Origin of the sequence: Streptomyces bicolor (genome assembly GCF_000719285.1) — a bacterium.
GTDB classification, from domain to species: domain Bacteria; phylum Actinomycetota; class Actinomycetes; order Streptomycetales; family Streptomycetaceae; genus Streptomyces; species Streptomyces bicolor.
Window position 1 is genome coordinate 1 of record NZ_JOFS01000031.1, and the last position, 24,999, is coordinate 24,999.

At 71.2% G+C, this 24,999-nt stretch carries 20 protein-coding genes; 14 read left to right on the forward strand and 6 right to left on the reverse strand.

The features are described 5' to 3' along the window. Positions 1 to 90 precede the first annotated feature (90 nt). A complete protein-coding gene (locus tag IF78_RS0132755) occupies positions 91 to 873 on the forward strand; it encodes an ABC transporter permease (RefSeq protein ID WP_031486170.1) in 783 nt (260 codons plus the stop codon). A 263-nt stretch (positions 874 to 1,136) separates the two neighbouring features. Here IF78_RS0132755 and IF78_RS0132760 read toward each other — a convergent pair whose 3' ends face one another. The 3 genes from IF78_RS0132760 to IF78_RS0132770 form a co-directional block, all read right to left on the reverse strand. After that, positions 1,137 to 1,406, reverse strand: coding sequence for a hypothetical protein (locus IF78_RS0132760; RefSeq protein WP_031486171.1), 270 nt, complete (start codon positions 1,404 to 1,406; stop codon positions 1,137 to 1,139). Positions 1,407 to 1,532: 126 nt separating this feature from the next. After that, positions 1,533 to 2,351 (reverse strand): anti-sigma factor, encoded by an 819-nt coding sequence (locus IF78_RS0132765; RefSeq protein ID WP_031486172.1) that lies wholly within the window; start codon positions 2,349 to 2,351, stop codon positions 1,533 to 1,535. Further along, a complete protein-coding gene (locus IF78_RS0132770; RefSeq protein WP_031486173.1) occupies positions 2,348 to 2,890 on the reverse strand; it encodes a sigma-70 family RNA polymerase sigma factor in 543 nt (180 codons plus the stop codon). Before IF78_RS0132770 ends, IF78_RS0132765 begins: the two co-directional genes overlap by 4 nt. Before the next feature lie 231 nt (positions 2,891 to 3,121). Here IF78_RS0132770 and IF78_RS0132775 point away from each other — a divergent pair, with 231 nt between their 5' ends. The 4 genes from IF78_RS0132775 to IF78_RS0132790 all read left to right on the forward strand — a co-directional run bounded on the left by IF78_RS0132775 (position 3,122) and on the right by IF78_RS0132790 (position 9,987). Next, positions 3,122 to 4,657 carry a DUF4331 domain-containing protein gene (locus tag IF78_RS0132775; protein ID WP_031486174.1) on the forward strand — a complete coding sequence of 512 codons (1,536 nt, stop codon included), beginning with the start codon at positions 3,122 to 3,124 and terminating at the stop codon, positions 4,655 to 4,657. A 225-nt stretch (positions 4,658 to 4,882) separates the two neighbouring features. Beyond that, on the forward strand, positions 4,883 to 6,598 hold the full coding sequence (locus tag IF78_RS0132780; RefSeq protein WP_031486175.1) for a tetratricopeptide repeat protein: 1,716 nt from the start codon (positions 4,883 to 4,885) through the stop codon (positions 6,596 to 6,598). Beyond that, on the forward strand, positions 6,595 to 8,313 hold the full coding sequence (locus IF78_RS0132785; protein WP_031486176.1) for a sulfite exporter TauE/SafE family protein: 1,719 nt from the start codon (positions 6,595 to 6,597) through the stop codon (positions 8,311 to 8,313). The genes IF78_RS0132780 and IF78_RS0132785 overlap by 4 nt, the downstream gene beginning before the upstream one ends. A gap of 45 nt (positions 8,314 to 8,358) precedes the next feature. Then, the gene (locus IF78_RS0132790) at positions 8,359 to 9,987 is read left to right on the forward strand and encodes a serine/threonine-protein kinase (RefSeq protein WP_031486177.1); all 1,629 of its coding nucleotides are present in this window, start codon (positions 8,359 to 8,361) and stop codon (positions 9,985 to 9,987) included. 22 nt (positions 9,988 to 10,009) lie between these two features. Here IF78_RS0132790 and IF78_RS0132795 read toward each other — a convergent pair whose 3' ends face one another. Continuing rightward, positions 10,010 to 10,819, reverse strand: coding sequence for an SGNH/GDSL hydrolase family protein (locus tag IF78_RS0132795; RefSeq protein ID WP_031486178.1), 810 nt, complete (start codon positions 10,817 to 10,819; stop codon positions 10,010 to 10,012). 319 nt (positions 10,820 to 11,138) lie between these two features. Between IF78_RS0132795 and IF78_RS0132800 the strand changes: the two genes are divergently transcribed. From IF78_RS0132800 to IF78_RS0132830, 7 genes are all read left to right on the forward strand, one after another. Further along, entirely contained in the window at positions 11,139 to 12,344 is a 1,206-nt protein-coding gene (locus IF78_RS0132800; protein WP_031486179.1) for a S8 family peptidase, read from the forward strand. A 177-nt stretch (positions 12,345 to 12,521) separates the two neighbouring features. Beyond that, on the forward strand, positions 12,522 to 12,947 hold the full coding sequence (locus tag IF78_RS0132805; RefSeq protein WP_234439914.1) for a hypothetical protein: 426 nt from the start codon (positions 12,522 to 12,524) through the stop codon (positions 12,945 to 12,947). A gap of 1 nt (position 12,948) precedes the next feature. Then, on the forward strand, positions 12,949 to 14,046 hold the full coding sequence (locus IF78_RS0132810) for a GNAT family N-acetyltransferase (protein ID WP_031486181.1): 1,098 nt from the start codon (positions 12,949 to 12,951) through the stop codon (positions 14,044 to 14,046). A gap of 392 nt (positions 14,047 to 14,438) precedes the next feature. Further along, positions 14,439 to 15,293 carry a glycosyltransferase family 2 protein gene (locus IF78_RS0132815; RefSeq protein ID WP_031486182.1) on the forward strand — a complete coding sequence of 285 codons (855 nt, stop codon included), beginning with the start codon at positions 14,439 to 14,441 and terminating at the stop codon, positions 15,291 to 15,293. Next, positions 15,290 to 16,306 carry a glycosyltransferase family 2 protein gene (locus tag IF78_RS0132820; RefSeq protein WP_031486183.1) on the forward strand — a complete coding sequence of 339 codons (1,017 nt, stop codon included), beginning with the start codon at positions 15,290 to 15,292 and terminating at the stop codon, positions 16,304 to 16,306. Before IF78_RS0132815 ends, IF78_RS0132820 begins: the two co-directional genes overlap by 4 nt. Next, positions 16,303 to 17,103, forward strand: a complete 801-nt coding sequence (locus tag IF78_RS0132825) for a polysaccharide deacetylase family protein (RefSeq protein ID WP_031486184.1) — start codon at positions 16,303 to 16,305, stop codon at positions 17,101 to 17,103. The genes IF78_RS0132820 and IF78_RS0132825 overlap by 4 nt, the downstream gene beginning before the upstream one ends. Further along, on the forward strand, positions 17,096 to 20,956 hold the full coding sequence (locus IF78_RS0132830; RefSeq protein ID WP_031486185.1) for a lipopolysaccharide biosynthesis protein: 3,861 nt from the start codon (positions 17,096 to 17,098) through the stop codon (positions 20,954 to 20,956). The genes IF78_RS0132825 and IF78_RS0132830 overlap by 8 nt, the downstream gene beginning before the upstream one ends. A 22-nt stretch (positions 20,957 to 20,978) precedes the next feature. Here the strand turns inward: IF78_RS0132830 and IF78_RS0132835 are convergent, their stop codons facing one another. Continuing rightward, positions 20,979 to 22,391: a GH39 family glycosyl hydrolase gene (locus tag IF78_RS0132835; RefSeq protein ID WP_031486186.1), complete on the reverse strand. Its 1,413-nt coding sequence runs from the start codon at positions 22,389 to 22,391 to the stop codon at positions 20,979 to 20,981. Between the two features lie 197 nt (positions 22,392 to 22,588). Here IF78_RS0132835 and IF78_RS0132840 point away from each other — a divergent pair, with 197 nt between their 5' ends. Next, positions 22,589 to 23,683, forward strand: a complete 1,095-nt coding sequence (locus IF78_RS0132840) for a DUF5925 domain-containing protein (protein WP_031486187.1) — start codon at positions 22,589 to 22,591, stop codon at positions 23,681 to 23,683. 15 nt (positions 23,684 to 23,698) lie between these two features. Then, complete coding sequence (locus IF78_RS0132845; RefSeq protein ID WP_031486188.1) at positions 23,699 to 24,466, forward strand: DUF72 domain-containing protein; 768 nt, start codon at positions 23,699 to 23,701, stop codon at positions 24,464 to 24,466. Between the two features lie 155 nt (positions 24,467 to 24,621). Here IF78_RS0132845 and IF78_RS0132850 read toward each other — a convergent pair whose 3' ends face one another. Beyond that, positions 24,622 to 24,990, reverse strand: a complete 369-nt coding sequence (locus tag IF78_RS0132850) for a GntR family transcriptional regulator (protein WP_031486189.1) — start codon at positions 24,988 to 24,990, stop codon at positions 24,622 to 24,624. Positions 24,991 to 24,999 lie beyond the last annotated feature (9 nt).

Below are 24,999 nucleotides of genomic sequence, written 5' to 3' on the forward strand. Positions count from 1 at the left end.
GCCATCACCTGGCTCGCACCCTTGGCCGTGCACCCACCGGGACCGAGAGGTCACAACCCTACCCAGGGCTGCAGAAGGGATGGTCCTCTAATGAGCACCTTGGCCTACGACGGCGGCGCGATGCTGGGCCGGCAGCTGCGGCGGGCGCGGAACAACCCGGGGCTGCTCATCCTGACCCAGACGATGCCGATCACCATGCTGCTGTTCTTCGGCTATGTCTTCGGCAGCGCGCTGGCGATGCCCGGCGCGCAGTACCGCTCCTTCCTGGTGCCCGGTCTGCTGGTGGCGACCGCCGCGAACGGGATCATGACCGGCATGTTCCAGGCCGCCCAGGACACGCACCGGGGCGTGATGGACCGCTTCCGGACGCTGCCGATGAGCCGGGCCGCCGTACCGCTGGGGCAGGCGGCCGCCGACCTGGTCGTGACGGCCGCCGGGACGGTGCCGTTCCTGCTGGTCGGACTGGCGGTGGGCTGGCGGATCGAGGGGTCCGCGCTCGAAGCGGCGGGCGCCCTGGGGCTGTTGCTGCTGTTCCGGTTCGCGACGACGTGGGTCGGGATCTTCCTCGGACTGCTCACCCGGAACGAGGAGGCCGCCGGTCAGCTCGGCGGGGCGGTCTTCCTGCTGCCGCTGCTGTCGAACGCGTACATCCCCACCGACGGCCTGCCGGACTGGCTGCGCACACTCGCCGAGTGGAATCCGATCAGCGCCGTCACCACGGCCCTGCGCGACCTCTTCGGCAACGCACCCGTGCCCGACGGCGCCGCCTGGCCGGTCGCCCACCCGGTAGCCGGTTCGCTGGCGTGGTGCGCGGTACTGCTCGCGGTGTTCGTGCCGCTCGCCGTACGCAATTACACGCGCGGCGAGCGCTGAGGGCACGTCCCCTCAAGGCGGCCCGCAAAAGCCGGGCATGACAACGGCCCCGTCAACATCCGTGCGTGACAGAGCTGTTACGCAGGGGACGGGGCCGATGAGCGGGGTGGGTGAAGTCAGGGGGACGTACCCGCGCCCGGGTGGCACTCCGAAGCCACGCCGCGTGCCGTGGGGATGACGGCGACGACAGCGCGGTACGACACCGGAGACGGTGGAACTGCCGGGCGCGGGCCTGCGAGTCGTGCGAGGAACGCCGGTACGAGTCAGCGTCCACCGAACAGCGAACGGCGGAGCCGACGCAGTGGGGCGAAGAGCGAGACCCGGCGCACCCGCGCACCCTGGTCGCTGCGCGCCTGGGTGGTGTCACGAGTGGTCAGTTCGCGCATCAGCGAGGTCGCCTCGGCCGCCTCCGTCTGCGGCACGGCGGGACCCGCCAGCACCGAGAGATGGCGGTCGAGGCGCGAACTGGTCGCGCTGCTCCCGCAGGTGATCGCAGGGACCCTGGCCCTGCTGCGCACTGTTATCTGATCCATGTCACTCCCCACCCGTACGAGTCCACCCGGCCCGGGCAGGTTAACCCTATCGCCCCGGCGGGGCACTCGTGTATCGCGGTCACAGGATTCACCTTCCCCGTAAGGGTGTTGACGACTCGTCGTTGATTACTCTCCGAATCCGACCGATTTCAGGGCGAGTTGGACAACGGGCTGGCTGGTGGGTTGCGGCGAGCCTCCGTCCGGCTCCACCGTCACAGCCAGTGACGTCGCCGACGTGTCGAGACCGGACGCGAGCAAGGGCGTGTCGCCGTCGAAAAGCCCGAGGGAGCGCGGTTGTCCGTCCGGGAGCATGAGCCAGAGCTGGTGCACTCGGCCGCTGGGCAGGTCGCCGTATCCGCTCAGAGTGACGATCGCGCGCCCCTCGGATGCGGAAGCGAGCACTCCGATCGTTCGGCCCTCCGCGTCCGCACCGGACGTCGCCCGGGCGTCGGGAGCCGCCAGAACGTTAGCGATCTCACTCGCCCGGTCCTGCTGGGCGTCCAGCTGATCCTGCGTCCGGTTCGCCTGGACGGCGAAGAGGGAGGCGACGACGAGGGCAGCGGCGGCGGTGGCCGTGGCGAACGGCACGAGCAACGGGCGCGTCCTGGCCGCACGGGTACGTGGCGGCGGCTGGGTGCCCCACACATGCGGCGGCAGCTGCGTCGCACGCGCGCGTGCCGGTTCCCGCCCGGCGGACTCCTGCGGAGTCGTCCGTACGGCGGCCAGCACCCGGTCGCGCATCGCGGCCGGCGCCGGGGCGGCCGCGGACCAGGCGAGGCGCACGGCGTCCTCGGTCAGGACCCGCACCTCGGCGGCACAGCTGTCACAGTCCCGCAGGTGCTTCTCGAAGCGGAGCCGCTCACCGGGTTCCAGGGCGTCGAGGGCGTACGGGGCGGCGAGGGAGTGCAGGTCCTCGCGCCGCAGAAGGCGGTCGACGAAGCTCACGCGGCACCTCCCAGACATTTGCGCAGCTGGGTGAGTCCGTCGCGCATACGGGTCTTGACCGTGCCGAGCGGCAGGGAAAGCCGCTCGGCCACTTCACGGTACGTGTAGCCCTCGTAGTAGGCGAGGGTGACGGACTGGCGCTGCAGCGCGGTGAGGCGGTCCAGGCAGCGGCGCACCCACTCGCGTTCGAGGCCGGCCTCGACCTCCTCGGCGACGTGGTCGAACGCCGGCTGGTTCGCGCGCATCGCCTCCCGCTGCTCGCGCTCGCCGGCCGCGCGGGCGCTGCGCACCCGGTCGACGGCGCGGCGGTGGGCGAGAGTGAGGATCCACGACAGGGCGCTGCCCCGCCCCGGGTCGAACTTCCCGGCGGACCGCCACAGTTCGAGCAGCACCTCCTGCGCCACCTCCTCGGACTGCGCGGGATCGCGCACCACGCGCCGCACCAGCCCGTACACCGGCCCGGAGACCAGTCCGTACAGCTCCTCGAACGCCTTCTGGTCACCGCCCGCAACGAGCACCAACAGCTCGTCCGCCTCCAACTCGTCTCCCCCTCCCGCGAGGCCGCAGCGCGGCCGTCTCGTCCCACGAGGCATTCGCAACGAACCCACCTCCGGATGGGGTTACGGATCAGCGGGCCGAAAACGCGGGTCGCCCGCCGATGAAACAACTTTTCAGTTCCGCCGTAAGAACGCTTGGGATTCGAACCAATCCACCCTGGCGACGGCTCCGAATCGGGTTCGTCAGGCAAGTTGGCACTGAGGACGGACGGCATGACACCTATTTCCAGGAGCGGTGCGGGACGCAAGGGCCTCGCGACCCTCGTATGTGGTGCGCTGGCCGCCGGGGGGCTCGCAGCCGCCGGCGTCGCCGCGCTGGCACCGGGGGCGGCCTCCGCCTCCAGCCACCGGGAGGCCCCGCTGATCTCGGGGACGCCGCAGTACGACAACACGGACGTGTACGCGTTCGTCAGCCCGGACAAGCCGGACACGACGACGATCATCGCGAACTGGATCCCGTTCGAGGAGCCGGCCGGCGGTCCGAACTTCTTCACGTTCGCCGAGGACGCGCAGTACGACATCCACATCGACAACAACGGTGACGCGCAGGGCGAGCTGCTCTACCGCTTCACCTTCGACACGCACATCAAGAACAAGAAGACGTTCCTGTACAACACGGGTCCGGTCGAGAGCCTCGACGACCCCGACCTCAACATCACGCAGACGTACGACGTCGAGCTGATCAAGCTCAAGGACCAGTACCCGGTGTCGAAGACGAAGGTCGCCAACGACGTGCCGGTGGCGCCGTCGAACGTGGGCAAGGCGTCGATGCCGGACTACGCCAAACTGCGCGAACAGGCCGTCCACAAGCTCGCGGGCGACGCGACGTCGTTCGCCGGCCAGGCCGACGACCCGTTCTTCCTGGACCTCAGGGTCTTCGACCTCCTCTACGGCGGGAACCTCTCCGAGGTCGGCAACGACACGCTCAAGGGCTACAACGTCAACTCCATAGCCCTCCAGGTCCCGTCGCACATGATCGCGGAGTCGGCGGACCAGCCGATCGTGGGCATCTGGTCGACAACCCAGCGCAAGGGCGCCGACGGCCAGTTCCACCAGGTGTCGCGACTCGGCATGCCGCTGGTCAACGAGGTCGTCAACCCGCTGAAGGACAAGGACAAGTTCAACGCGTCCGCGCCCTGGGACGACGCCCGGTTCCTGAAGAACGTCACCAACCCCGAGCTGCCGAAGCTCATCGAGGCGATCTACAAGATCCCGGCGCCCGAGGAGCCGCGCAACGACCTGGTCGACGTCTTCCTCAAGGGCGTGAAGGACCTCAACCAGCCGCCGCACGTGACGCCGTCGGAGATGCTGCGCCTCAACACCTCGATCAAGCCGGCCGCCGAACCCAAGCGGCTCGGCGTCCTCGACGGTGACACCGCGGGCTTCCCGAACGGCCGTCGCCTCACCGACGACGTGATCGACGCCTCGCTCCAGGTCGTCGAGGGTGAACTCCTCGGCGCCAAGAACGACTTGGGCGACGCGGTCGACAAGAACGACAAGGACTTCGAGAAGGCCTTCCCGTACGTCGCCCTGCCGACCGAGGGTTCGCGCGGCCCGCTCGCGAAGGGCACGGACGGCGAGACCGACGTCCGCAGCCAGCTCGGTGACGCCCTGCAGCCGGCGGGCGCCTCCGGCGGCCTGGACGACACGACCCTGATCGCCGGTTCGGCGGGCGCCGGCGCGCTGGGAATCCTGCTGGTCGGCGGGGCCCTGGCCTGGTGGCGCCGGATGCGGGACCGGGCGTACTAGGCGCTGCGCTGCGAATGCGGCGATATGCCGTCGTTCGTCTGCGGGTTGGTCGTGGCTGGTCGCGCCCACGCGGCTGAGCCGCATAGAGATACAGCCCCGCGCCCCTTGGGGCGCCGCCGAACCGCCCCCTGACTGGCGCGGCCCGCGCAGTACTCATCCCCCACGGCGCGGGCCGCGCCGCCATCCCGCAACAACCGCCGCTGGAAACTCGATTGAGGAGAGGGCATGGCCCCGCGTACGAACGACAACGCGCCGGAGCACGAGGAGAACAGCACAGCCACCGGTGCGGATGCCGCCGCCGCGGGAGGCAAGAGCGACTCCACCGCGACCACGGGCTCGAAAGCCACCACCGACGGCACGGATGAGCGCGTTGCCGCTGTACGACGCCTGGCGGCCATGCGTCCGCATCGTCCAGCCCGTCTGGGGGTCCCCCCTCTGGGGGAGTTTGAGGACGAGGCCCCTTCAGGGCCGAAGCGAGGGTCTGGGGGCGGCAGCCCCCAGGGGCCCGGGCTCGAAGGGGCAGCGCCCCTGGAGGATGGGACGGGTAGGAGCGGCGGGGGCGAGAAAACCGCCGATCAGCGCGTCACCGCCGTACGACGCGCCGCCGCGGCCGGCCGCCGCCACCGCGCCCTGCACCTCGCCGGATGCGCCGCCCTGCTGGCCGTAGCACTCACCGCCGGCTCCATAGCGATCGGCGCCGTACACGACAACGCCCCCACGAACGTCGCCCCCGCATCCGCCGCCGTCTCCCCCGGCCTCCTCACCACCGGCGACCTCGACACCGCCATCACCTCCCTCCAGGCCCACCTCCGCACCCAACCAAGGGACTTCACCAGCTGGGCCACCCTGGGCCTCGCCTACGTCGAACAGGCCCGCACCAACGGCGACCCCTCCCGCTACCCCCAGGCCGCCCAGGCCTTCAAGCGCTCCCTGTCCCTTAGCCCCGACAACGACCAGGCCCTCGCCGGCCGCGCCGCCCTCGCCGCCGCGCGCCACGACTTCGAGGACGCCCTGAAGTACGCCGACCAGGCCCTGAAGGTGAACCCGTACAGCGAACGCGCCCTGTGCACCCGCGTCGACGCCCTCGTCGAACTCGGCCGCTACACCGACGCGTCCAAGGCCGCCGACACCGCCGACGACCGCCGCCCGGGCATCCCGGTCTTCACGAGGTACGCGTACGTCCACGAGCTGCGAGGCGATGTCCGCACGGCCCAACGCGTGCTGGACCAGGCACTCTCCTCCGCGGTCACCCCGGGCGACATCGCGTACGTCGCCACCCAGCTCGGCCAACTCGCCTGGAACCAGGGCGACTACGACACGGCCCTCACCCACTACGCCCGCGCCCTCGCCGTGGACGAGAACTACGTCCCCGCGCTCGAAGGCCGCGCCCGCGCGCAGGCGGCGAGCGGCGACACCACCGGTGCGCTCAACGGCCTGCGCGACGTGGTCTCCCGCTACCCCCTCCCCGGCCCGCTCGTCGAACTGGGCGAGCTGTACGAGTCGGCCGGCGACAAGGTCAAGGCCGACGACCAGTACGCCCTCGTCGACGCCTGGACGGCCCTCGCCCGCGCCAACGGCGTCAACGCCGACCTCGACACCGCCCTCGCGGCCGCCGACCACGGCGACAAGGCGTCCGCCCTGCGCGCCGCCCGCGCCGAGTGGGACCGCCGGCAGACCGTGCACACCGCGGACGCCCTCGCCTGGGCCCTGCACGTCAACGGCAAGGACGAGGAGGCCCTGCCCTACGCCCGCAAGGCCACCGCGACCGGCTACCGAAACGCCGCGTTCCGCTACCACCGCGGCATCATCGAGCGCGCCACGGGCCACTCCGAGGACGCCCGCGAGCATCTGCGAGCCGCGCTGGGGCTGAACCCCGGCTTCTCCCCGCTGGGCGCCCGGGAAGCCCGTAAGGCGCTCAAGGACCTGGAGGCGGCCAAGTGACCCCTCGTCGGCTGTTCGCCTCCGGCGCCGCCGTCCTCACGGCGGCCTGCGCGCTCGCGCTGTTCCCCTCCCCTCCCGCGAGCGCGCACCCCCTCGGCAACTTCACCGTCAACCGCTACGACGGCCTCGTCGCCGCCCCCGGCGAACTGCGCGTCCACCATGTGGAGGACCTCGCCGAGATCCCCGCGACGCAGGCCGGGCCGGACATCGAGAAGGCGGGCATGACGGCGTGGGCCCGGGAGCGCTGCGAGAAGGCGGCGCGGGGCAGCGAGGTCACCGTGGACGGCCGTACGGTCGAACTGACGCTGAACAGCAGCCACGCGCGCGTGCGGCCCGGTCAGGCCGGGCTCGACACCGTCCGCGTGGAGTGCCGGCTGACGACACCGCTCCCCGAGGACGCGACGGTCGCGCTCGGCTTCCGCGGTGCGGGTGCGCAAGCCGGCCCCGGCTGGCGGGAGATCACCGCGCGCGGCGACCGTATGACGCTCACCGCCTCGGACGTACCGAAGGAGTCGATCTCCGGGGAACTGACCGAGTACCCCGAGGAGTTGCTCTCCTCCCCCGCCGGCACCAAGACCGCGTCCCTGCGGGTACGTCCCGGCGGACCCGCCCTCGCCGAGTCCGAGCAGGACGCCCCCGCCTCCTCGGTCCTGCCGCGCGGCGCCGACCGCTGGACGCGGACCCTGGACGGCCTGGTCTCCCGCCAGGACCTCACCCTCGGCTTCGCCGCCCTCGCGCTGGTCGTCGCCGTCTTCCTCGGAGCGATGCACGCGCTCGCCCCCGGCCACGGCAAGACCCTGATGGCCGCGGTGGCGGCGGCCCGCGGCGGCCGGGCCCGCATGAAGGACGTGCTGCCGCTGGCCGCCTCGGTGACGGTCACCCACACCCTGGGCGTGGTCGCCCTCGGCCTCCTGGTCACGGCCGGTTCGGCGGCGGCGCCCTCGGTGATCACCTGGCTGGGCATCGCGAGCGGCGCCCTGGTGATCGCGGCGGGCGGAACACTCGTACGCCGGGCCTGGCACATCCGCCGCCACGGGCACGGGCACGGGCACGGGCACTCACACGATCACGGCGACCACACCCATCCGCACGAGCACTCCCACACACACGACCACCCCCACGAGACCGACCACGCCCACGACCGCCAACCGGTCCTGGTCGCCGCGCACACTCACACCGCGAGGGACACTCCCGCCCCCACACCCGCCCACGCCCTTGGACACGCCCCCGCGGATCACCACGACCACGGCCATCGGCACGACGACGGCCGCCACCACACCCACGGTCACGGTCACAGCCGCACCCACACTCACACCCACGGCCTGCTGACCCACACCCACAACGGTTTCACCCACACCCACCCCACCGCCCCCACCCTCCGCGGCACGATCCTCCTCGGCTTCGCGGGCGGCCTCGTGCCCAGCCCGTCCGCGGTCGTCGTGCTCGTCGGCGCCGCGGCGCTCGGCAAGGCGTGGTTCGGACTGCTGCTCGTCGTGGCGTACGGCGTGGGGCTGGCGCTCACTCTCACCGCGGCCGGGTTCGCCGTCGTACGGCTGGGTACAGGGGCGATGCGGCTGCTGGACAAGCGTCCCCGCTGGCTGACGCATCCCGTGACGGTCTTCGTCCGCCGGACCGCACCGCTGGGGTCCGCGGTGCTCGTCGTACTGATCGGGGCCGGATTGGTTCTCCAGGGGGCGGCATCCGCACTCGGTTGAGCTACTTTTGTGGAGAATGCGCACGGATGCGAATGGGGGACGCCCGTGTCCGAAGAACACGGCAGTGAACGTGTGATCGCGGGCCGCTACCGCCTCCTGTCCCCGCTCGGCGAGGGCGGCATGGGCACTGTGTGGCGGGCCCGCGACGAGCTGCTGCACCGCGAGGTCGCCGTCAAGGAGGTGCGTGCGCCGCACGGGCTGCCGGCGCCGGAGGTCGAGCGGATGTACGCCCGGCTGGAGCGCGAGGCGTGGGCGGCGGCGCGGGTCGCCAACCGCAATGTCGTCACCGTGTACGACGTGGCCACACAGGACGGCAGACCCTGGATCGTGATGGAGCTGGTCCGCGGCATCTCGCTGGCCGAGCTGCTGGACGCCGAGGGGCCGCTGAGCCCGCAGCGTGCCGCGCACATCGGCGCCGAGGTGCTGGCGGCGCTGCGGGCCGCGCACGAGGCCGGGGTGCTGCACCGGGACGTGAAGCCGGCCAACGTGCTCATGTCGAACGACGGCCGGGTCGTCCTCACCGACTTCGGCATCGCCATGGTCGAGGGCAGCTCGGCGCTGACGATGACCGGCGAGGTCATCGGCTCCCCCGAGTTCCTGGCCCCGGAGCGGGCGCTGGGCCGCACACCGGGCCCGGAGTCCGACCTGTGGTCCCTCGGCGTGCTCCTCTACGCGGCCGTGGAGGGCAACTCCCCCTTCCGCCAGGACACCCCGCTCAGCACCCTGCGCGCGATCGTCGACGACGAGCTGCCCCCGCCGCACCGGGCCGGCCCGCTGGCCCCCGTCATCGAGGGTCTGCTGCGCAAGGACCCGGCGGAGCGGCTGTCCGCCGACCGTGCCGAGCAGGACCTGCGGATCATCGGCGCGGGAGGCACACCGCGCGCGGACACCGGGCGGGCGTCCCCGTACACCCCGACGGTCGCGGCCTTCCCGGCGCCGTCCCGGACCGCCCCGACGGCCCCGGTCCCCCCGCCCACGCCGACCAGGCCCGTCACCGGCCCGGGCGCCCCCGCCGCCACCACGGCCCCCGTCCGCCCCGACCGCAACCGCCGGGCCGCCACCGCCCTGATCGCCGGTGTCGCCGCCCTCGCACTGGCCGTGGCAGGGCTGACGTACGCCCTCCTCAACCGTGGCGGCGACGGCGAGAAGGGGGGCGGCGGGAACACCACCAGCCAGACGGGCGGGGGGACTTCGCCGACGGAGACCGAGGACGAGAACGCCTCCGGAGGGGCTCAGAGCCCGACACCGGGCCCGAGCGGCAGTGACACGCCCTCCGCGGCACCGCAGTCCGTGCGGGTGACGCTGGCGGGCACGAACACGGAGTATTCGGGGGCCTGTCCGCCGCCCCGCGAGCAGGCGCCCGCGTTCACGGCGACGTTCACGGTGGGGAAGCTGCCCGCGCAGGTCACCTATCGGTGGGTGTCCGCGGACGGCAACGTCATGGATCAGGGCTGGAAGACCCTGTCGTTCCCCGAGGGCGGAGGGCTGACCAAGCAGGACAGGGCTTTTGTGACGACGTACGACGACAGCGGGACCTTCGAGACCGAGATCAGCGTCGAGGTCCGCGATCCGGTGGAGACGAAGTCCGACTCGGTGCCGTTCTCGGTGACCTGTGTGACGGAGACCCCGACGGGCGGGGTCTCGCCATCGCCTACCGCGTCACCGAGTTCCTAGGGCAGGTCGTGACACCGGCCGTTCAGGCCGCGGCGTCCAGCACCGGCAGATAACCACCCGACTGGCCCGCGGCCGTCGGGTGGTACGACTCCGGGATGTTGAGCCAGTTCACGGCGTGCATCCACGAGCTGCCGGAGCAGATCTCGTGCCCGGTGAACGTGGGCCGTACGTCGCCGAAGACGAAGCCGTGGTCCAGGGCGCGCTTCTCGGTCGCGGCGTCGATGTAATCGGCCGCGTCGTTGAGCGCCCTGCGCTTGGTCTCCGACAGGCCGAGGCACGACGACACGCCCAGCTTGTAGAAGCGGGGGTAGCCGAGAACGACCACATGCGCGGACGGGGCCTTGGCCCGGATGGCCGAGTAGACGGTGTCGAGCCGGCCGGGCAGCGTCGAGTCGACGAACGCCTTCGCGGTGTTGATCCGTGAGACGCAGGCGCTGTCGGACTGGAGCACACAGGTCGTCATGATGTCGGCGAAACCGGCGTCGTTGCCGCCGATCGTGATGGACACCAGCGCGGTGGTGGAGTTGAGCGGGCCGAGCTGACTGGCGGTCACATCACCCGTTTGAGCGCCCGAGCAGGCCGTGAAGTCGAACGACGAGGGTGAGTTCGCGGCCGCCCACAGGTACGGGTACGCCCTGGTGCTGCGTGCGCAGTCACCGCTGGAGGCGAGGTAGCTGCCCGCACCGAGACCGGAGGAGTACGAGTCGCCGAGGGCCACATAGCCGCCGGTGGCGGCGGTTTCGGCGGCCTGTGCGGCGCCGGCCCCGGTGAGGGCGGTGCCGACGGCGAGGAGGAGTGAGGCGACGTATGCGGAAAGTCGGGAACGTCTCATGGAACCTCCCTATAGCAGGATCTCTGCCTTAACCGTCGTACCAACTACGCGTGTTGACAGGAAGTGTCCATGCCAAGAATTTTCCGGGCATCGCGACCTTCACCCTGTCGGTTTGCTGTGGGTTTTGTTGCGTGTTCATGACAGAGTTGTTGACAGGTCGTCAACTCCCTTGTCGGTCACCCCGGGACCACAGATCCTTTACCTCGGCTTCGGAACGGGAACGCGACGTTCCGAGGTCGTGCCCGCGATCACGCGCGCACCCCCCACATCGCGCGCATCCAACCCGTATGCGCGCCGCCTGGAGGAGGACTCCCTCGTAATGGCACAACTGCGTAGCAAGAAGGTCCGGTTCGCCGCGATAACCAGCCTGGCGACCGCCGCCCTCGTGGGCGGGCTCACCTCCCTCCCCGCCCAGGCCGCCCCGGCCGAGGGCAAGGTCCTGGCCGCCGGCTCCCCCACGGCGATCAAGGACAGCTACATCGTCACGCTCAAGAAGAGCGCGGGCCTCAAGGCCGCCTCTGCCGCCGGCAAGGACCTGGTCGAGGAGTACGGCGGCTCGGTGAAGAAGACGTTCACCAAGGCGCTGAACGGCTACACCGCCACCCTCTCCGCGGCCGAGGCCAGGAGACTCGCGGCCGACCCGGCGGTGGCCTCCGTCGAGCAGAACCAACGGGTCCAGATGGACGCCACACAGTCCAACGCCCCCTGGGGCCTGGACCGCATCGACCAGACCTCGCTTCCGCTGTCCGGCACCTACACGTACCCGGATTCCGCAGGCAGCGGCGTGACCGTCTATGTCATCGACACCGGCGTCCGCATCACGCACAGCGACTTCGGCGGCCGTGCCTCGTACGGCTACGACGCCGTCGACGGCGACACCACCGCGCAGGACGGCAACGGCCACGGAACCCATGTGGCCTCCACCATCGCGGGTTCCACCTACGGCGTCGCCAAGAAGGCGAACATCGTGGGCGTCCGGGTGCTGAACAACAGCGGCTCGGGCACCACGGCCGGCGTGGTCGCGGGCATCGACTGGGTCACGGCCAACCATTCCGGCCCCTCGGTCGCCAACATGTCGCTGGGCGGCGGCGCCTCCACCGCGCTGGACACGGCCGTGCGCAACTCCATCGCCAGCGGCGTGACCTACGCCATCGCGGCCGGCAACAGCAGCGCCAACGCCTCCTCGTACTCCCCGGCCCGGGTCACCGAGGCGATCACCGTCGGCGCCACCACCAGCTCGGACGCGCGCGCCAGCTACTCCAACTACGGCTCGGTCCTGGACATCTTCGCGCCGGGTTCCTCGATCACGGCGGGCTGGTACACCAGCGACACCGCGACGAACACCATCTCCGGTACGTCCATGGCGACCCCGCACGTCGCGGGCGCGGCCGCGGTCTACCTGGCGGGCCACACCTCGTCCACTCCGGCCCAGGTCGCCTCGGCCCTGACCGCCGGGGCCACCACGAACGTGGTCACCAGCCCCGGCACCGGTTCGCCGAACCGGCTGCTGAAGCTCGTGTCGTAAGGCACACGCGCATCAACTGAACGACGGTTCCCCGGAGGCCCCCACTGCCTCCGGGGAACTTGCGCTCCCGGGCCGGAAACGAACAAATGTCAAGGGGCCATTCGCATCTTGACGGCATACGCGGCGCTGAGCGACATTGAAGCCCGGCATCCGACGCTTCGGGGGGAAACGTCGCCAATGCAGACCTTACGTATCAAGACAGCTTCGTCCGAGGACACCGAGAGAGCGCGACCAGGGCCGGGGAGGGACCTGACGCCGCTGCTCGCGGGCGCCGCGACGGCTGTGGGGGGAATCGGCGCGGTCCTCGCGCTCGTCGACTCGGGCTCGCCGCTGCGCGGCCCCTTCACTCTGTTCTTCCTGCTCGCGGCACCGGCCGCGGCGATCGCCGCCGCGCTGCGCGGGCTGGAACCCTTCGGCCGTACCGTCGCCTCGGTTGCGGGCGCGGTCGTCGTCAACATGCTGGTGACCCAGGGCATGCTGGCCGTGCACCGGTGGTCGGTACGCGGCGGGATCGTGGCCGTGACCGCGATCAGCGCCCTCATTCTCCTGCTGGTCCTGGTACGGCGGCTGCGCGGTCGTACGACGCGAAGGCGGACTGACTGACGTGGACATCAGCGTGTACCGCCCCGGCGAGCTCAGCTCCGCCGACCGTGCGGCGTGGACATCGATGCAGTCCAAGGCCCATCTCCAGGGTTCACCCGAACTGGGCAACCCCTTCCTCTCCCCCGAGTTCGCCCTCGCGGTCGGCCGCTGCCGGCGCGGGGTGCGGATCGCGGTCGTCCGGGAAGGCGGTGAGCCGGCCGCGTTCTTCCCGTTCCAGCGGACGGCGGCCGGCGTCGGCCGGGCCATCGGACTCGGCGTCTCGGACGCCCAGGGGGTGGTGCACCGGCCCGGGTTCACCTGGGACGCGCGGGAGCTGCTGAAGGCGTGCGGGCTCGCCGTATGGGAGTTCGACCACCTGGTGGAGGGCCAGACGGCGTTCGCGGCGGAGGCGTCCGGCAGGTACCCGTCCCCGGTCATGGACGTCGACCAGGGCTACGCGGCGTATCTGGCCCAACTCCGCGAGCGGTCACCGAAGTTCACCAAGTCGACGCTCGCCAAGGAGCGCAAGCTGGGCCGGGACCACGACGGCGTGCGCTATGTGCACGACGAGTGTGATCCGGCCGCCCTGCGCACGCTGATGGGCTGGAAGTCCGCGCAGTACCGCAGGACCGGACGTAGCGACCGGTTCGCGCACGAGTGGATCACCCGGCTCGTGGAGCAGTTGTTCCACAGCCGCTCCGAGCCGTTCGCCGGAATCCTGTCGGTGCTGTACGCGGGCGGCAAGCCGATCGCCGCGCACTTCGGGCTGCGCAGCGAGCGGGTGCTGGCGTGCTGGTTCCCGGCCTACGACCCGGCGTTCTCGAAGTACTCGCCCGGGCTGGTCCTGCATCTGCGGATGGCCGAGGCGGCCGCCGCCGACGGCATCGCCTACCTCGATCTCGGCCGGGGCCAGAAGGAGTACAAGGACTCCCTGAAGACACGCGAGCTGACGGTGTCGGAGGGGTGGGTGACCAGGCGTCACCCGGTCGCGTTCGGACACCGGGCACGGCGTGCCCCGGTCCGGGCGCTGCGCAACACCGTGCAGGCACGGCCGGAGCTGTTCGAACCGGCGGACCGGCTCCTCAAGAGCATGGGGAAGATCCGCTCGGGCCGCCGGTGACGGCCGAACCGAAAGGGCCGGTTACGGTCAAACCAACAAAAACGTGAGAGCTCGTTCCAGCTCTTGCCATACAGTCTCAATCATCAATACCGTCGTACATCTCACTCGCATCGGACGGTCGGCCAACGGCTCCAGGGGAGGGCTCAGGGACCGCGACGGTCCGGCGCGGGACGCGGTAGGGGGGTGCTCGGTGAAGGTGTCCGCACTTGCCATCGAGTCGTGCCGCGCGACCGGCTGCCGATCTTCTGGTGGCCGGCCAGAAATGCCAGCTCACCACACGCGCGCGGAGAACCGCTTATCCGTGCCGTGAGTGAGATACCCCCCTTTCGAACCGGACCAAGAGCCGGGCCGCCCAGGGGCGGGCGGTCCACCGGACGAGAGGGACCTGACTCATGAGTTCTGTTCTGCGCCCGGCGGTCGCGGACCAAGATCCGTCACCGGTCGGCAAGTACCGGCCCGTCTCCACCCACCTGGCCATCGCGCCGCCGGTGAGCGTGGTGATCCCGGCCATGAACGAGGCGGAGAACCTTCCGTACGTCTTCAAGACACTGCCGGACTGGATACACGAAGTGGTCCTGGTCGACGGCAACTCCACCGACAACACCGTCGAAGTGGCCCGTGAACTGTGGCCCGACGTCAAGGTCGTGCGGCAGCGCGGCAAGGGCAAGGGGGATGCCCTGATCACCGGGTTCGAGGCGGCCACCGGCGACATCATCGTGATGGTCGACGCGGACGGCTCGGCCGACGGCCAGGAGATCGTGAGTTACGTCTCCGCCCTGGTCTCGGGCGCGGACTTCGCCAAGGGGTCCCGCTTCGCCAACGGCGGCGGCACCGACGACATGACGCCGATCCGCAAGCTGGGCAACTGGGCGCTGTGCACGGCCGTCAACCGCAAGTTCGGCGCCCGCTACACCGATCTCTGCTATGGATACAACGCGTTCTGGCGGCACTGCCTCGACAAGATCGACCTCGACTGCACCGGCTTCGAGGTGGAGACCCTGATGAACATCCGGGTCGTCAAGGCGGGACTGAAGGTGCAGGAGATACCGAGCCACGAGTACCTCCGCATCCACGGCACGAGCAATCTGCGCGCCGTGCGGGACGGGCTGCGGGTGCTCAAGGTGATCCTCAAGGAGCGCTCCAACCGGCGCGCCCTGCGCCGCCGCAGTGCCGCGGCGCACTCCCCGACGCTCGACTCGGTGCCGGCGGTCCGCTCGGTTCCCTCGGTCCGGGGAGAGGCGTCTTGAGCGGTCCCGACATCTCCGTCGTGATCTGCGTGTACACCGAGGACCGCTGGGAGGACATCCTCGCGGCGGTCTCCTCGGTGCGGGCGCAGGCGTATCCGGCCCTGGAGACGCTGCTGGTCGTCGACCACAACGCGGCGCTCCTGGACCGGCTGACCAAGGAGTACAAGGAAGCGACCGATGTGCGGGTGCTCGCCAACGCGGGCCCCCGCGGTCTGTCCGCCGGCCGCAACACCGGCATCGCCGCCTCCTACGGCGAGGTCATCGCGTTCCTCGACGACGACGCCGTGGCCGAGCGCGACTGGCTGAAGCACTTCGCGGCCGGGTACGCCGACCCGCGCGTGATGGCCGTCGGCGGGCGCACCGAGCCGATCTGGGCGTCGGGGCGCCGGCCGGACTGGTTCCCGGAGGAGTTCGACTGGGTGGTCGGCTGCACGTACCGGGGGCTGCCGCGCGGCCGGGTGAAGGTGCGCAACGTCCTCGGCGGCAACGCCTCCTTCCGGCGTACGGCGTTCGACTTCGCGGGCGGCTTCGCCAGCGGCATCGGGCGCGACGGCGACCGGCTGCCGCTGGGCGGCGAGGAGACGGAGCTGTGCATCCGGCTGACGCGGGCCAGGCCGGACGCCGTGCTGCTGATCGACGACCGGGCGGTGATCCACCACCGGGTGCCCGAGGCGCGTGAGCACTTCGGGTACTTCCGGACGCGCACCTACGCCGAGGGCCTGTCGAAGGCGCTGGTGGCCCGAAGTGTCGGCGCCGACAAGGGACTCGAGTCCGAGCGCCGGTACACCACCAGGGTCCTGCCGGCCGGGGTGGCACGCGGGCTGCGGGACGCCCTGCTGGCCCGGCCGGGCGGTGCGGGGCGGGCGGGCGCGATCGTCGCCGGGGTGCTGACCGCGGCCGGTGGGTACGTGGTCGGGAGTGTCCGGGCCCGCCGGGGCGGTGCCACGTACTCGGTGGCAGGGCTCGAGGCGGGCGCTGAGGAGGAACCGGGCATCAAGGGGGGAAGCAGATGACCGACGCGCGTGTGCCGATCCTGATGTACCACGCCGTCTCCACCTCGCCGAACGACGCCACCCGCGACCTGTCGGTGGCGCCGGAGGCGTTCGCGGAGCAGATGGCGCTGATCGGCGGCCTGGGCCTCACGCCCATGAAGACGGCCGACCTCGCGGCGCGCTGGCGCTCCGGCAGACCGCTGCCCGAGCGGCCGGTGCTGATCACCTTCGACGACGGCTATGAAGGCGTGCACCGGCACGCCCTGCCCGTGCTCGCCAAGCACGGCTTCGCGGCCACGGTGTTCGTCTCCACGGGCTGGCTGAAGGGCCCGCACGACATGGGCGGCGGCCTGGACACCATGCTCGACTGGGACCAGGTCCGCGAACTCTCCGCGGCGGACGTCGAGATCGGCGGCCACAGCCACACGCACCCCCAGCTCGACCAGCTCCCGGACGGCAGGCTGCGCTCCGAGCTGATCCTCTGCAAGGAGATCGTCTCGGACCAGCTCGGCACCGTCCCGGCCTCGTTCGCCTACCCGTACGGCTACTCCAGCCGCCGGGTGCGCGAGGCGGTGCGGGAGACCGGGTACGCCCAGGCGCTCGCCGTCAACAACGGCCTCGCACGGCGTCGGCAGGGGCCGTACGCCCTCACCCGCCTGACCGTGCGCCGCACCACCGGCATCGAGGAGTTCGCGCGGATGGTCGAGGGCCGTGCCATCGCCCGCACCTTCGCCAGGGACCGCGCCCTCACCAAGGGGTACGCCGTGGTCCGCAGAGCCCGACAGGTCCGCCGGAAGGCCATCCGTTCCCGTGTCTGACACGACGGCCACGACCGAGCCCGCCTCGACCGACGCGCCGGCGCCCGAGCAGTCGGGGCGCCGGCTTCGCCTGCCCGGCATGGGCGGGTCCTCCGGGGGAAGTCAGCTGTTCCGCAACGCCTACGCCCTGATGATCAACACCGGCATCTCGGCCGTGCTGGGGCTCGGGTTCTGGCTGGCCGCCGCCCGCTACTACTCCGAGGCCGCGGTCGGGCAGGGTTCCGCCGCGATCGCCGCGATGAAGTTCCTCGCCGGTCTGACCGCGGTGACGCTGACGGGGGCGCTGGCCCGGTTCATCCCGGTGGCGGGACGCAGGAGCGGCCGGCTCATCTTCCGTACGTACGCCGGCAGTTGTGTGGTGGTGGCCCTGGCGGCCGGCGTGTTCCTGCTGACGCTGGACCTGTGGGGGCCGTCGTACCGGTTCCTGAACGGCGCGGCGGGCGGGCTCTTCTTCGTCGTGGCCGTCATCGCCTGGAACCTGCTCACCCTCCAGGACGGCGTGCTGACCGGGCTGCGCAGCGCGGTGTGGGTGCCGGTCGGCAACACCGTGTTCTCCGCGGTCAAGCTGGGGCTGCTGGTGGCCTTCGCCGTGGCGATCCCCACCGCCGGGGTCTTCGTGTCATGGGTCGCGGCCATCGCGGTGTCGGTGCTGCCACTGGGCTGGCTGGTGTTCCGGCGTCTGGTGCCGCGCCATGTGAAGGCGACCGAGGACAACGCCGAACCGCCGTCCCTGAAGGAGGTCGGGAAGTTCCTCGCGGGCGACTACACCGGCTCCCTGTTCTCGCTCGCCGTGGTCTATCTCATCCCCGTGATCGTGGCCGCACAGGTCTCCGCCGAGGACAACGCGTACTTCTACATCACGGCCACGATCGGCGGCACGGTCAATCTGCTCGCCATCAACATGGGCGCCTCCCTCACGGTCGAGGGCTCGCACGATCCGGGGCGGCTGGCCGCCAACACCCGGGCGGCGCTCAGGCGCATGGCGCGGATCATGGTGCCGGTCGCCGCGATCCTGTTCTTCGGGGCGCCCTGGATCCTCGGCGTCTTCGGCCAGGGCTACGCGGACGCGGCGACCCCGCTGCTGCGCTGGTTCGCCGTCGGCGCGCTGCTGCGGGTCGTCATGGAGACGTACTTCGCCGTTCTGCGCGCACAGAGCCGTACCGCCGGACTGGCCTGGCTGCAGGGCCTGTTGTGCGCCCTGGTGCTCGGCCTGACCCTGCTGCTGCTCCCCCGGATGGGCCTGACCGGCGCCGGTGTCGCCGAGATCGCCTCTCTCTCGGTGATCGTCGCGATCGCCGCGCCCAAGCTGTACAGGACGGCCCGTGCGACCTCGGCCGAGGTCCCGGAGGACGCGGCCCCCGACGGTGACCTCGCCGACCTGGGGGCGCGCGAGGTTCCCGACGGGGCGCGGGGGCGCATGCCCGCCTGGGCGCTCGACACCGACACCCTCGCCCTCGGCGTCCACGTCGACTTCGACCATCTGGAGCGCCGGCCGGACGTCCGCCCGGGCCCGGGCACACCGCCCACGGGTACGCCACCGGTACCGCCGGAACACCGGCCGACCTGGGCGCGCAAGCCCGAGGTCGGGCTGCCGGTCGAAGAACGGGAGCCCGGCTCGGATGCCTCGCTGGGGCCCGCCGAGGTGGACGCGCCCTTCGAGACGGACTTCGAGACGGACTTCGACGCCGCCTTCGACGCGGGCGAGGGCGAGGAGGCCGTACCGGAGGAACGCGAGGAGGCCGTCGTACGGCCGGAATCTGCCGTACGGGAAGAGCCGCCGATGCCCGAAGAGCCCGTACGACAGCCCGCCGCGCCCTCACTGTCCTGGCGCGAGCGGCTGATGCCCACCCGGCTCGGGGTGGTCCTCGGCTGTCTGCTGATCGCCGCGCTGCTGCTGTACTGGGTGCCCGCGCTGCGGCTCGGCGAGGCCGACCTGGACGGGATGGGCGGGCTCGGGCTGGTCTCCGTGCTGCCGATGCCGACGCTGGTCGGGGCCGCGCTGCTGGCGGTGGTGTTCGCCTCGCTGCTGTGGCTGGGGCGCGAGCACAGGGCGCTGCTGCTGGTCACCCTGCTGGCGACGGTCGTGTCCCTGCACGCCCTGCCCGCGCTGATCGAGACCGAGCCGAGGTTCGCGACGGCCTGGCAGCACCTCGGCTTCCTCGACTACATCGACCGCACCGGCTCGGCCGTGCCCGACCTGGACGCGCGCTGGAGCTGGCCGGGCTTCTTCGCGGCGGCCGCGTTCGTCGCGAAGGCGTGCGGGGTCAGCGACTTCACCGAGGTCATCCGCTGGTGGCCGCTGACCATGCAACTGCTGTACCTGGTGCCGATGTTCCTGCTGGTGCGCTCGATGCGGGCGAGCTGGCGCGCCAAGTGGACCGGCATCTGGGTCTTCGTGCTCAGCGGCTGGGTGGGCCAGGACTACTTCTCGCCGCAGGGCTTCACCTATCTGCTGTATCTGGTGTTCGCGGCGATCCTTCTGGTCTGGTTCCGGGCGCCGCACGTGATCTGGACGAAGCGTCGTCCCGGCGAGGTGGAGGTCGAGCCCGCGAACCGGCGGCAGCAGGCCGTGCTGCTGGCGGTCGTCATCGGGCTGTTCGCGGCGAGCGTCCCGGCTCACCAGCTCACGCCGTTCGTGATGCTGGGCGTGCTGACGGGTCTCGTCCTGATCGGCAAGTCCGAACTGCGCGGCCTGCCGATCCTGTTCGGCGTCATGGTGACCGTCTGGATCGGCTTCCTGGCCGAGCCGTACTGGTCCGGGCACTTCGACGAACTCTTCGGCGGGGTCGGCGGCGTGGGCGGCAATGTGTCGTCCTCGGTCTCCGGCCGTATCGAAGGCGGCAGCTCGACCCACAAACTCGTCCTCTATACGCGCGTGCTCCTGGCCGGCGGTGTGATGGCCTTCGCCTGCTGGGGCTGGTGGCGCCGGCGCTTCCACCACTACCGGGAGCGCTCGCTGCTCGTCCTCACCTTCGTGCCGTTCCTCGGCTTCGGCATGCAGTCGTACGGCGGTGAGATGGCGCTGCGGGTCTTCATGTTCGCCCTGCCCGGCGCGGCCCTGCTCACCGGCCTCGCCTTCTTCCCGCGCACCGGCGTCACCGCCAAGGAGCGCGACAAGGACCGGGTGAGCCTCGCCCCGCTGGCCGCGCTCATGGCGGGCCTGGTGCTGATGGGCGGCTTCCTGGTGGCGCGTTGGGGCAACGAGCCGTTCGAGCGGGTGCGGTCCGGCGAGGTCGCCGCCATGGAGTACGTGTACGCCCATGACGATCCGAGCGTGCGGCTGCTGTGGCTGAGCGACGACCCGGTCAACGTCGTGACGCCGTCGATGCCGTGGGGCTCTCGGGACATGGAGAAGGTGGAGTACCTGCCGACGCTCGCGCCGGCCGACCCGGTGCTGGTGTCGGGGCTGGTGAAGGCGCTCAAGGACGCCGGCCCGAACTCGTATCTGATGATCAACCGAAGCCAGGTGACCTATCTCCGGCTGGACGTCGGCTATTCGGCGACCTGGGAGTCGCGGCTGATCCAGAACCTGGACAAGCGGCAGGAGCTGAAGAAGGTCTTCGTCAACGAGGACGCGACGATGTACGCGCTCAGGAAGCAGCCGGCGGGTGAGGTGCCCAAGGCCGATCCCGGGCCGATCGGGCCTCAGGTGACCTGGACGCCGTGGTCGGTGGTCGGCGGCCTCGCGGCGGTCGCGCTGATCGTGCTGCTGATGGCCCGCGAGATCGTCCGGGTCGCGATGGCGCCGAGCGTGCGGCAACTGCGGTGGCTGCAGAGCAGCTTCTGGTTCTCGCTGCCGCTGCTGGCGGTGTTGCTGGCCTCGCTGGTCCAGCGGTTCCTGACGATCGACTAGGCCCTCGCCCCGGTCAAGTGGCTCAGCGCCCCAGCCACTTGACCTCGTACGCCTGAAGCTCGACCTTCTCGCCGTCGATCTTCGCGCTGGTCTGCCGGTCGAGGGTGTTCACGGCCAGGATCACCTTGCCGGTGGCCAGGACCAACACGTCGGGCTTGTCCACGGACACCGACTCGTACTCGGTCCCCGGCCGGAACTCCTTGCCGAACCGTGCGACCAGGTCGTACATGGGCAGCTTCGCGCCACCGCCCGCGGTGTCGGTCGGCGTCCACAGACAGCCGGCGCACTCGGTGCCCTTCTCCTCCTGCGGGTTCCAGTAGAAGCCGGAGGTGGTCCCGCCCTTGGCCAGCGCGATCATGCCGGCGGCCTGGACGGCGACCCGGCGGGCCTCGGACCAGTCCTTGCGGTCGTCGTTGCCGTCGGCGGGCTCGACGTAGTACTCGGCCCACCACAGCGGCAGGTCGCCGGTCTGCCCCCGCACCCACCTGCTCACGGCCGTGAACTTGTCGGTGGCGGTGAACTCGTCGGGCAGGAGCTCGTCGTCCCGGGTGTAGCTGGAGCCGTCCACGACGACGAAGTCGGCGCCGGCCTTGTGCTCGTTCCAGTACGCGAAGGCGTCGACGGGGCGCCGGTCCAGGGCGCCCCAGGAGCCCTTCAAGGCGGGCGAGGCCTCCTCCGCGCGCGGGTCGACGCTGTCCATCACGAGGTAGGGCCCGCCGACCATGATCTCCGGGTTGACCTTCTTCAACGCCCGGTAGACGAGGTTGTACAGCTCGGTGTAGCCCTCGTGGTCCCAGCGGGCCTCGGCGTCGTTCCAGAAGCCCTTGAACTCGTTCCAGACGATGAAGTGCCGTACGTCCGGGTAGCGCTTGGCGACGGTGACGGCGAGCGCGGCGAAGTCGTCGAAGTGCTCGGGCTCGGGCGCCGTCTCCAGGGCGGCCTGGCTCCAGTCGGTGTTGTCGACGCCGGCCTTTCCGCCCTTCATCCAGTCGGGGGCGCAGCACAGGGTGACGACCGGGGTGCTGCCGGAGGCGCGGACGAAGTCGATACGGCGGTCCATGGCCTCGAAGTCGTAACGTCCCTCGACCGGCTCGGGGTTGTCGGCGCCCCAGCCCATGATGTGCTGGATCTGCGGCAGTCCCCCGGCGTCCGCGAGGCGTCCCTCGACGCGCTTCACGGCGGCCGGAGCGCCCTCGTCGGCGCTGTGCTGGGTGTGGGTGAACCCCCAGCCCACCTCGGGATCGGTCGCGTCCGGCGTGGCGGTCGGGGTGCCGTGCACCTTGTCGCCGTCGCGTGAGGTGCCGTCGGTGTTCACGCCGTTCCCCGGAAGCGTGGTGAACAGGGTCACCACCAGGGCCAGAGCCACCGCGCCCACGCCGAGCAGCGCGGTGAGCCGCCACCGCCGTGCCCCCGAATTCCACCCATGACGTCCCATCAAGGACAACGGTAACGGGGGTGGCCTCCGTACGGGCAGGTTCCGCACGTACACGGTCCTGTAACGGGACGGAGCGGAGTCGGAGGGGGAAATGAGGGGCGCATCGGCACGTCTTTGGCCCCTCGGGCGTGCACCGTTGGCGGGACGTGCCACGGAAACCGGGTGCACAGGGGCGCCCCGTGCCGGATCATGGCCGCATGTCTGCGAACCCACACGACGCTCTGCCGATCCGGCTCAACGTCGACGACAGCGACTCGCCGTCCGACGTCGTCGACGCGCTGTTCCTCGGCCGCTTCGCGACGGGCGAGCAGCCGTACTCGCACGCGGTGAACATCGACCGCGTACGGTCCGGGGCGACGCTCCTGCCGCCGGGCGCCCGCGTGCTGCGCGCCGCCCGCGACGACGACCGCAGCGCGACGCTGGCGGAGGGCGACGGCTGGACCCTGCTGATCTCCCGCTGGAACCGGGGCGCCGATGTCACGGTGACGGCGACCAGCGAGGAACTGGCGGAGCGGGTGCTGGGCGAGGCGACGGACGGCGCGGCCGACGAGCCCGAGCCGCAGCCGGAGAACGTGACCATGGGCTTCTGGTACGTCTCTCCAAGACGCGGCCCGCACCGCACCACCCGGCAGATCTCGGCGGGCACCTGGGACGAGGTGCGCGCCAACTACACCGCGCCGGTCGCGGACGCGATGGACCGCCTGATGAAGACGACCCCGGAGGACATCGCGGGCCGTCTGCTCCTGCTGCACGGCCCGCCGGGCACCGGCAAGACGTCGGCGCTGCGGACGCTGGCCCGCTCCTGGCGGGACTGGTGCCAGGTGGACTGCGTCCTCGACCCGGAGCGCCTGTTCTCCGACGTCGGCTATCTGATGGACATCGCGATCGGCGAGGAGGACGCGACGGGCAAGGGCCGCTGGCGGCTGCTGCTCCTGGAGGACTGCGACGAGCTGATCCGGGGCGAGGCGAAGCACACGGCGGGCCAGGCCCTGTCGAGGTTGCTGAACCTGACCGACGGCCTGCTGGGCCAGGGCCGCAACGTCCTGGTCGGCGTGACGACCAACGAGGACCTGGAGCGGCTGCATCCGGCCGTCGTCCGCCCCGGCCGCTGTCTGGCCCGCATCGAGGTGGGGCCGCTGACCCGCCGGGAGGCGGTGAACTGGCTGGGCACGGAGGAGGGCGTCGGCCGCGAGGGCGCCACGCTGGCGGAGCTGTACGCGCTGCAGCGGGGCACGTCTCCGACGTCGCTGCCGGAGCCTCGGGAGGGGGCGGACTCGGGGCTGTATCTGTAGTGCTTTGATGGACGTATGACCCTGTTCGTCGGCACGTCGGGGTGGCAGTACCGGGACTGGCGGGACGTCCTGTATCCAGCCGGCGTGCCCATGCGCCGGTGGCTGGAGGAGTACACGGCGCACTTCGCCACCGTCGAGATCAACAACGCCTTCTACCGCCTGCCGACCCGGGAGAACTTCGAGGCGTGGCGGGACCGGGTGCCGGGAGACTTCGTGGTCGCGGTGAAGGCGAGCCGCTACCTGACCCACATCAAGCGGCTACGTGATCCCGAGGAGCCGGTGACCCGCCTGATGACGCACGCGGAGGGCCTGGGCCCCCGCCTGGGCCCCGTGCTCCTCCAGCTGCCACCCACCCTGCGGGCGGACACCGAGCTGCTGGACGCCTGCCTGGCCTGCTTCCCGTCGCGTACCCGGGTCGCCGTCGAACCCCGGCACGACAGCTGGTGGACGCCCGAGGTACGCGAGGTGCTGGAGTCCCGGGGCGCCGCCCTGTGCTGGGCCGACGTCGAGTCCCGCCCCGTGACCCCGCTGTGGCGCACCACCGACTGGGGCTACGTCCGCTTCCACCAGGGCCGCGCCCAACGCTGGCCGCACTACGGCCGCCAGGCCCTGGACACCTGGGCCCACCGCATCGCGGACACCTGGTCCGGCGAGGACGTGTACGCGTACTTCAACAACGACCCGACGGGGGCGGCGGTGGAGGACGCGATGACGTTCGCGCGGGTGGCGCAGACGGCGGGCCTGGAGCCGACGCGCACACCGAAGCACCTGGCGCATGCCTAGCGCGCGTCGTTCTCCACTGCTTCCGTCATCACGCCGCTCTCTTCTCCCGCCGCGGCGGTGCTCAGCCACGACTATCGCATCCCGGCGGTGCCGACCCTGCTCAACCCCCGACAGAGCAACGCCCCGGCTGCCCAACCCCCGACAGGGCAACGCCCCTACTCCCCGTAAGCCGCCCGCAGGGCATCCCGCACAGCCGCCAACGCATCCGCCTCCGTGAGCCCGAGCCGCCGAGCCCGCTCCACGTACGCCTGCGCGGCCGACGCCAGCTCCCGCTCCGCGGCCGAGCCGGCGGCCGCCACGAACGTGCCGTGGCGCCCCCGCGTCTCGATCACCCCGTCGCTCTCCAGCGCCCGGTACGCCTTGGCGACCGTGTTGGCCGCCAGCCCCAGCGACTCCGCCAGCCCGCGCACGGTCGGCAGCCGGTACCCCACCGGCAGCACCCCCGACCGCGCCTGCTCCGAGATCTGGGCCCGCACCTGCTCGTACGGTGGTGCGCTGTCGTCGATGTGGATCTTCAAGGTCACGCAGGGATT

Excerpts from the sequence above, each read along its gene's own strand:
- IF78_RS0132755 (WP_031486170.1), top strand. The coding sequence starts at position 91 with ATGAGCACCTTGGCCTACGACGGCGGCGCGATGCTGGGCCGGCAGCTG.
- IF78_RS0132760 (WP_031486171.1), bottom strand. The coding sequence starts at position 1,406 with ATGGATCAGATAACAGTGCGCAGCAGGGCCAGGGTCCCTGCGATCACC.
- IF78_RS0132775 (WP_031486174.1), top strand. The coding sequence starts at position 3,122 with ATGACACCTATTTCCAGGAGCGGTGCGGGACGCAAGGGCCTCGCGACC.
- IF78_RS0132780 (WP_031486175.1), top strand. The coding sequence starts at position 4,883 with ATGGCCCCGCGTACGAACGACAACGCGCCGGAGCACGAGGAGAACAGC.
- IF78_RS0132795 (WP_031486178.1), bottom strand. The coding sequence starts at position 10,819 with ATGAGACGTTCCCGACTTTCCGCATACGTCGCCTCACTCCTCCTCGCC.
- IF78_RS0132800 (WP_031486179.1), top strand. The coding sequence starts at position 11,139 with ATGGCACAACTGCGTAGCAAGAAGGTCCGGTTCGCCGCGATAACCAGC.
- IF78_RS0132805 (WP_234439914.1), top strand. The coding sequence starts at position 12,522 with ATGCAGACCTTACGTATCAAGACAGCTTCGTCCGAGGACACCGAGAGA.
- IF78_RS0132815 (WP_031486182.1), top strand. The coding sequence starts at position 14,439 with ATGAGTTCTGTTCTGCGCCCGGCGGTCGCGGACCAAGATCCGTCACCG.
- IF78_RS0132825 (WP_031486184.1), top strand. The coding sequence starts at position 16,303 with ATGACCGACGCGCGTGTGCCGATCCTGATGTACCACGCCGTCTCCACC.
- IF78_RS0132835 (WP_031486186.1), bottom strand. The coding sequence starts at position 22,391 with ATGGGACGTCATGGGTGGAATTCGGGGGCACGGCGGTGGCGGCTCACC.
- IF78_RS0132840 (WP_031486187.1), top strand. The coding sequence starts at position 22,589 with ATGTCTGCGAACCCACACGACGCTCTGCCGATCCGGCTCAACGTCGAC.
- IF78_RS0132845 (WP_031486188.1), top strand. The coding sequence starts at position 23,699 with ATGACCCTGTTCGTCGGCACGTCGGGGTGGCAGTACCGGGACTGGCGG.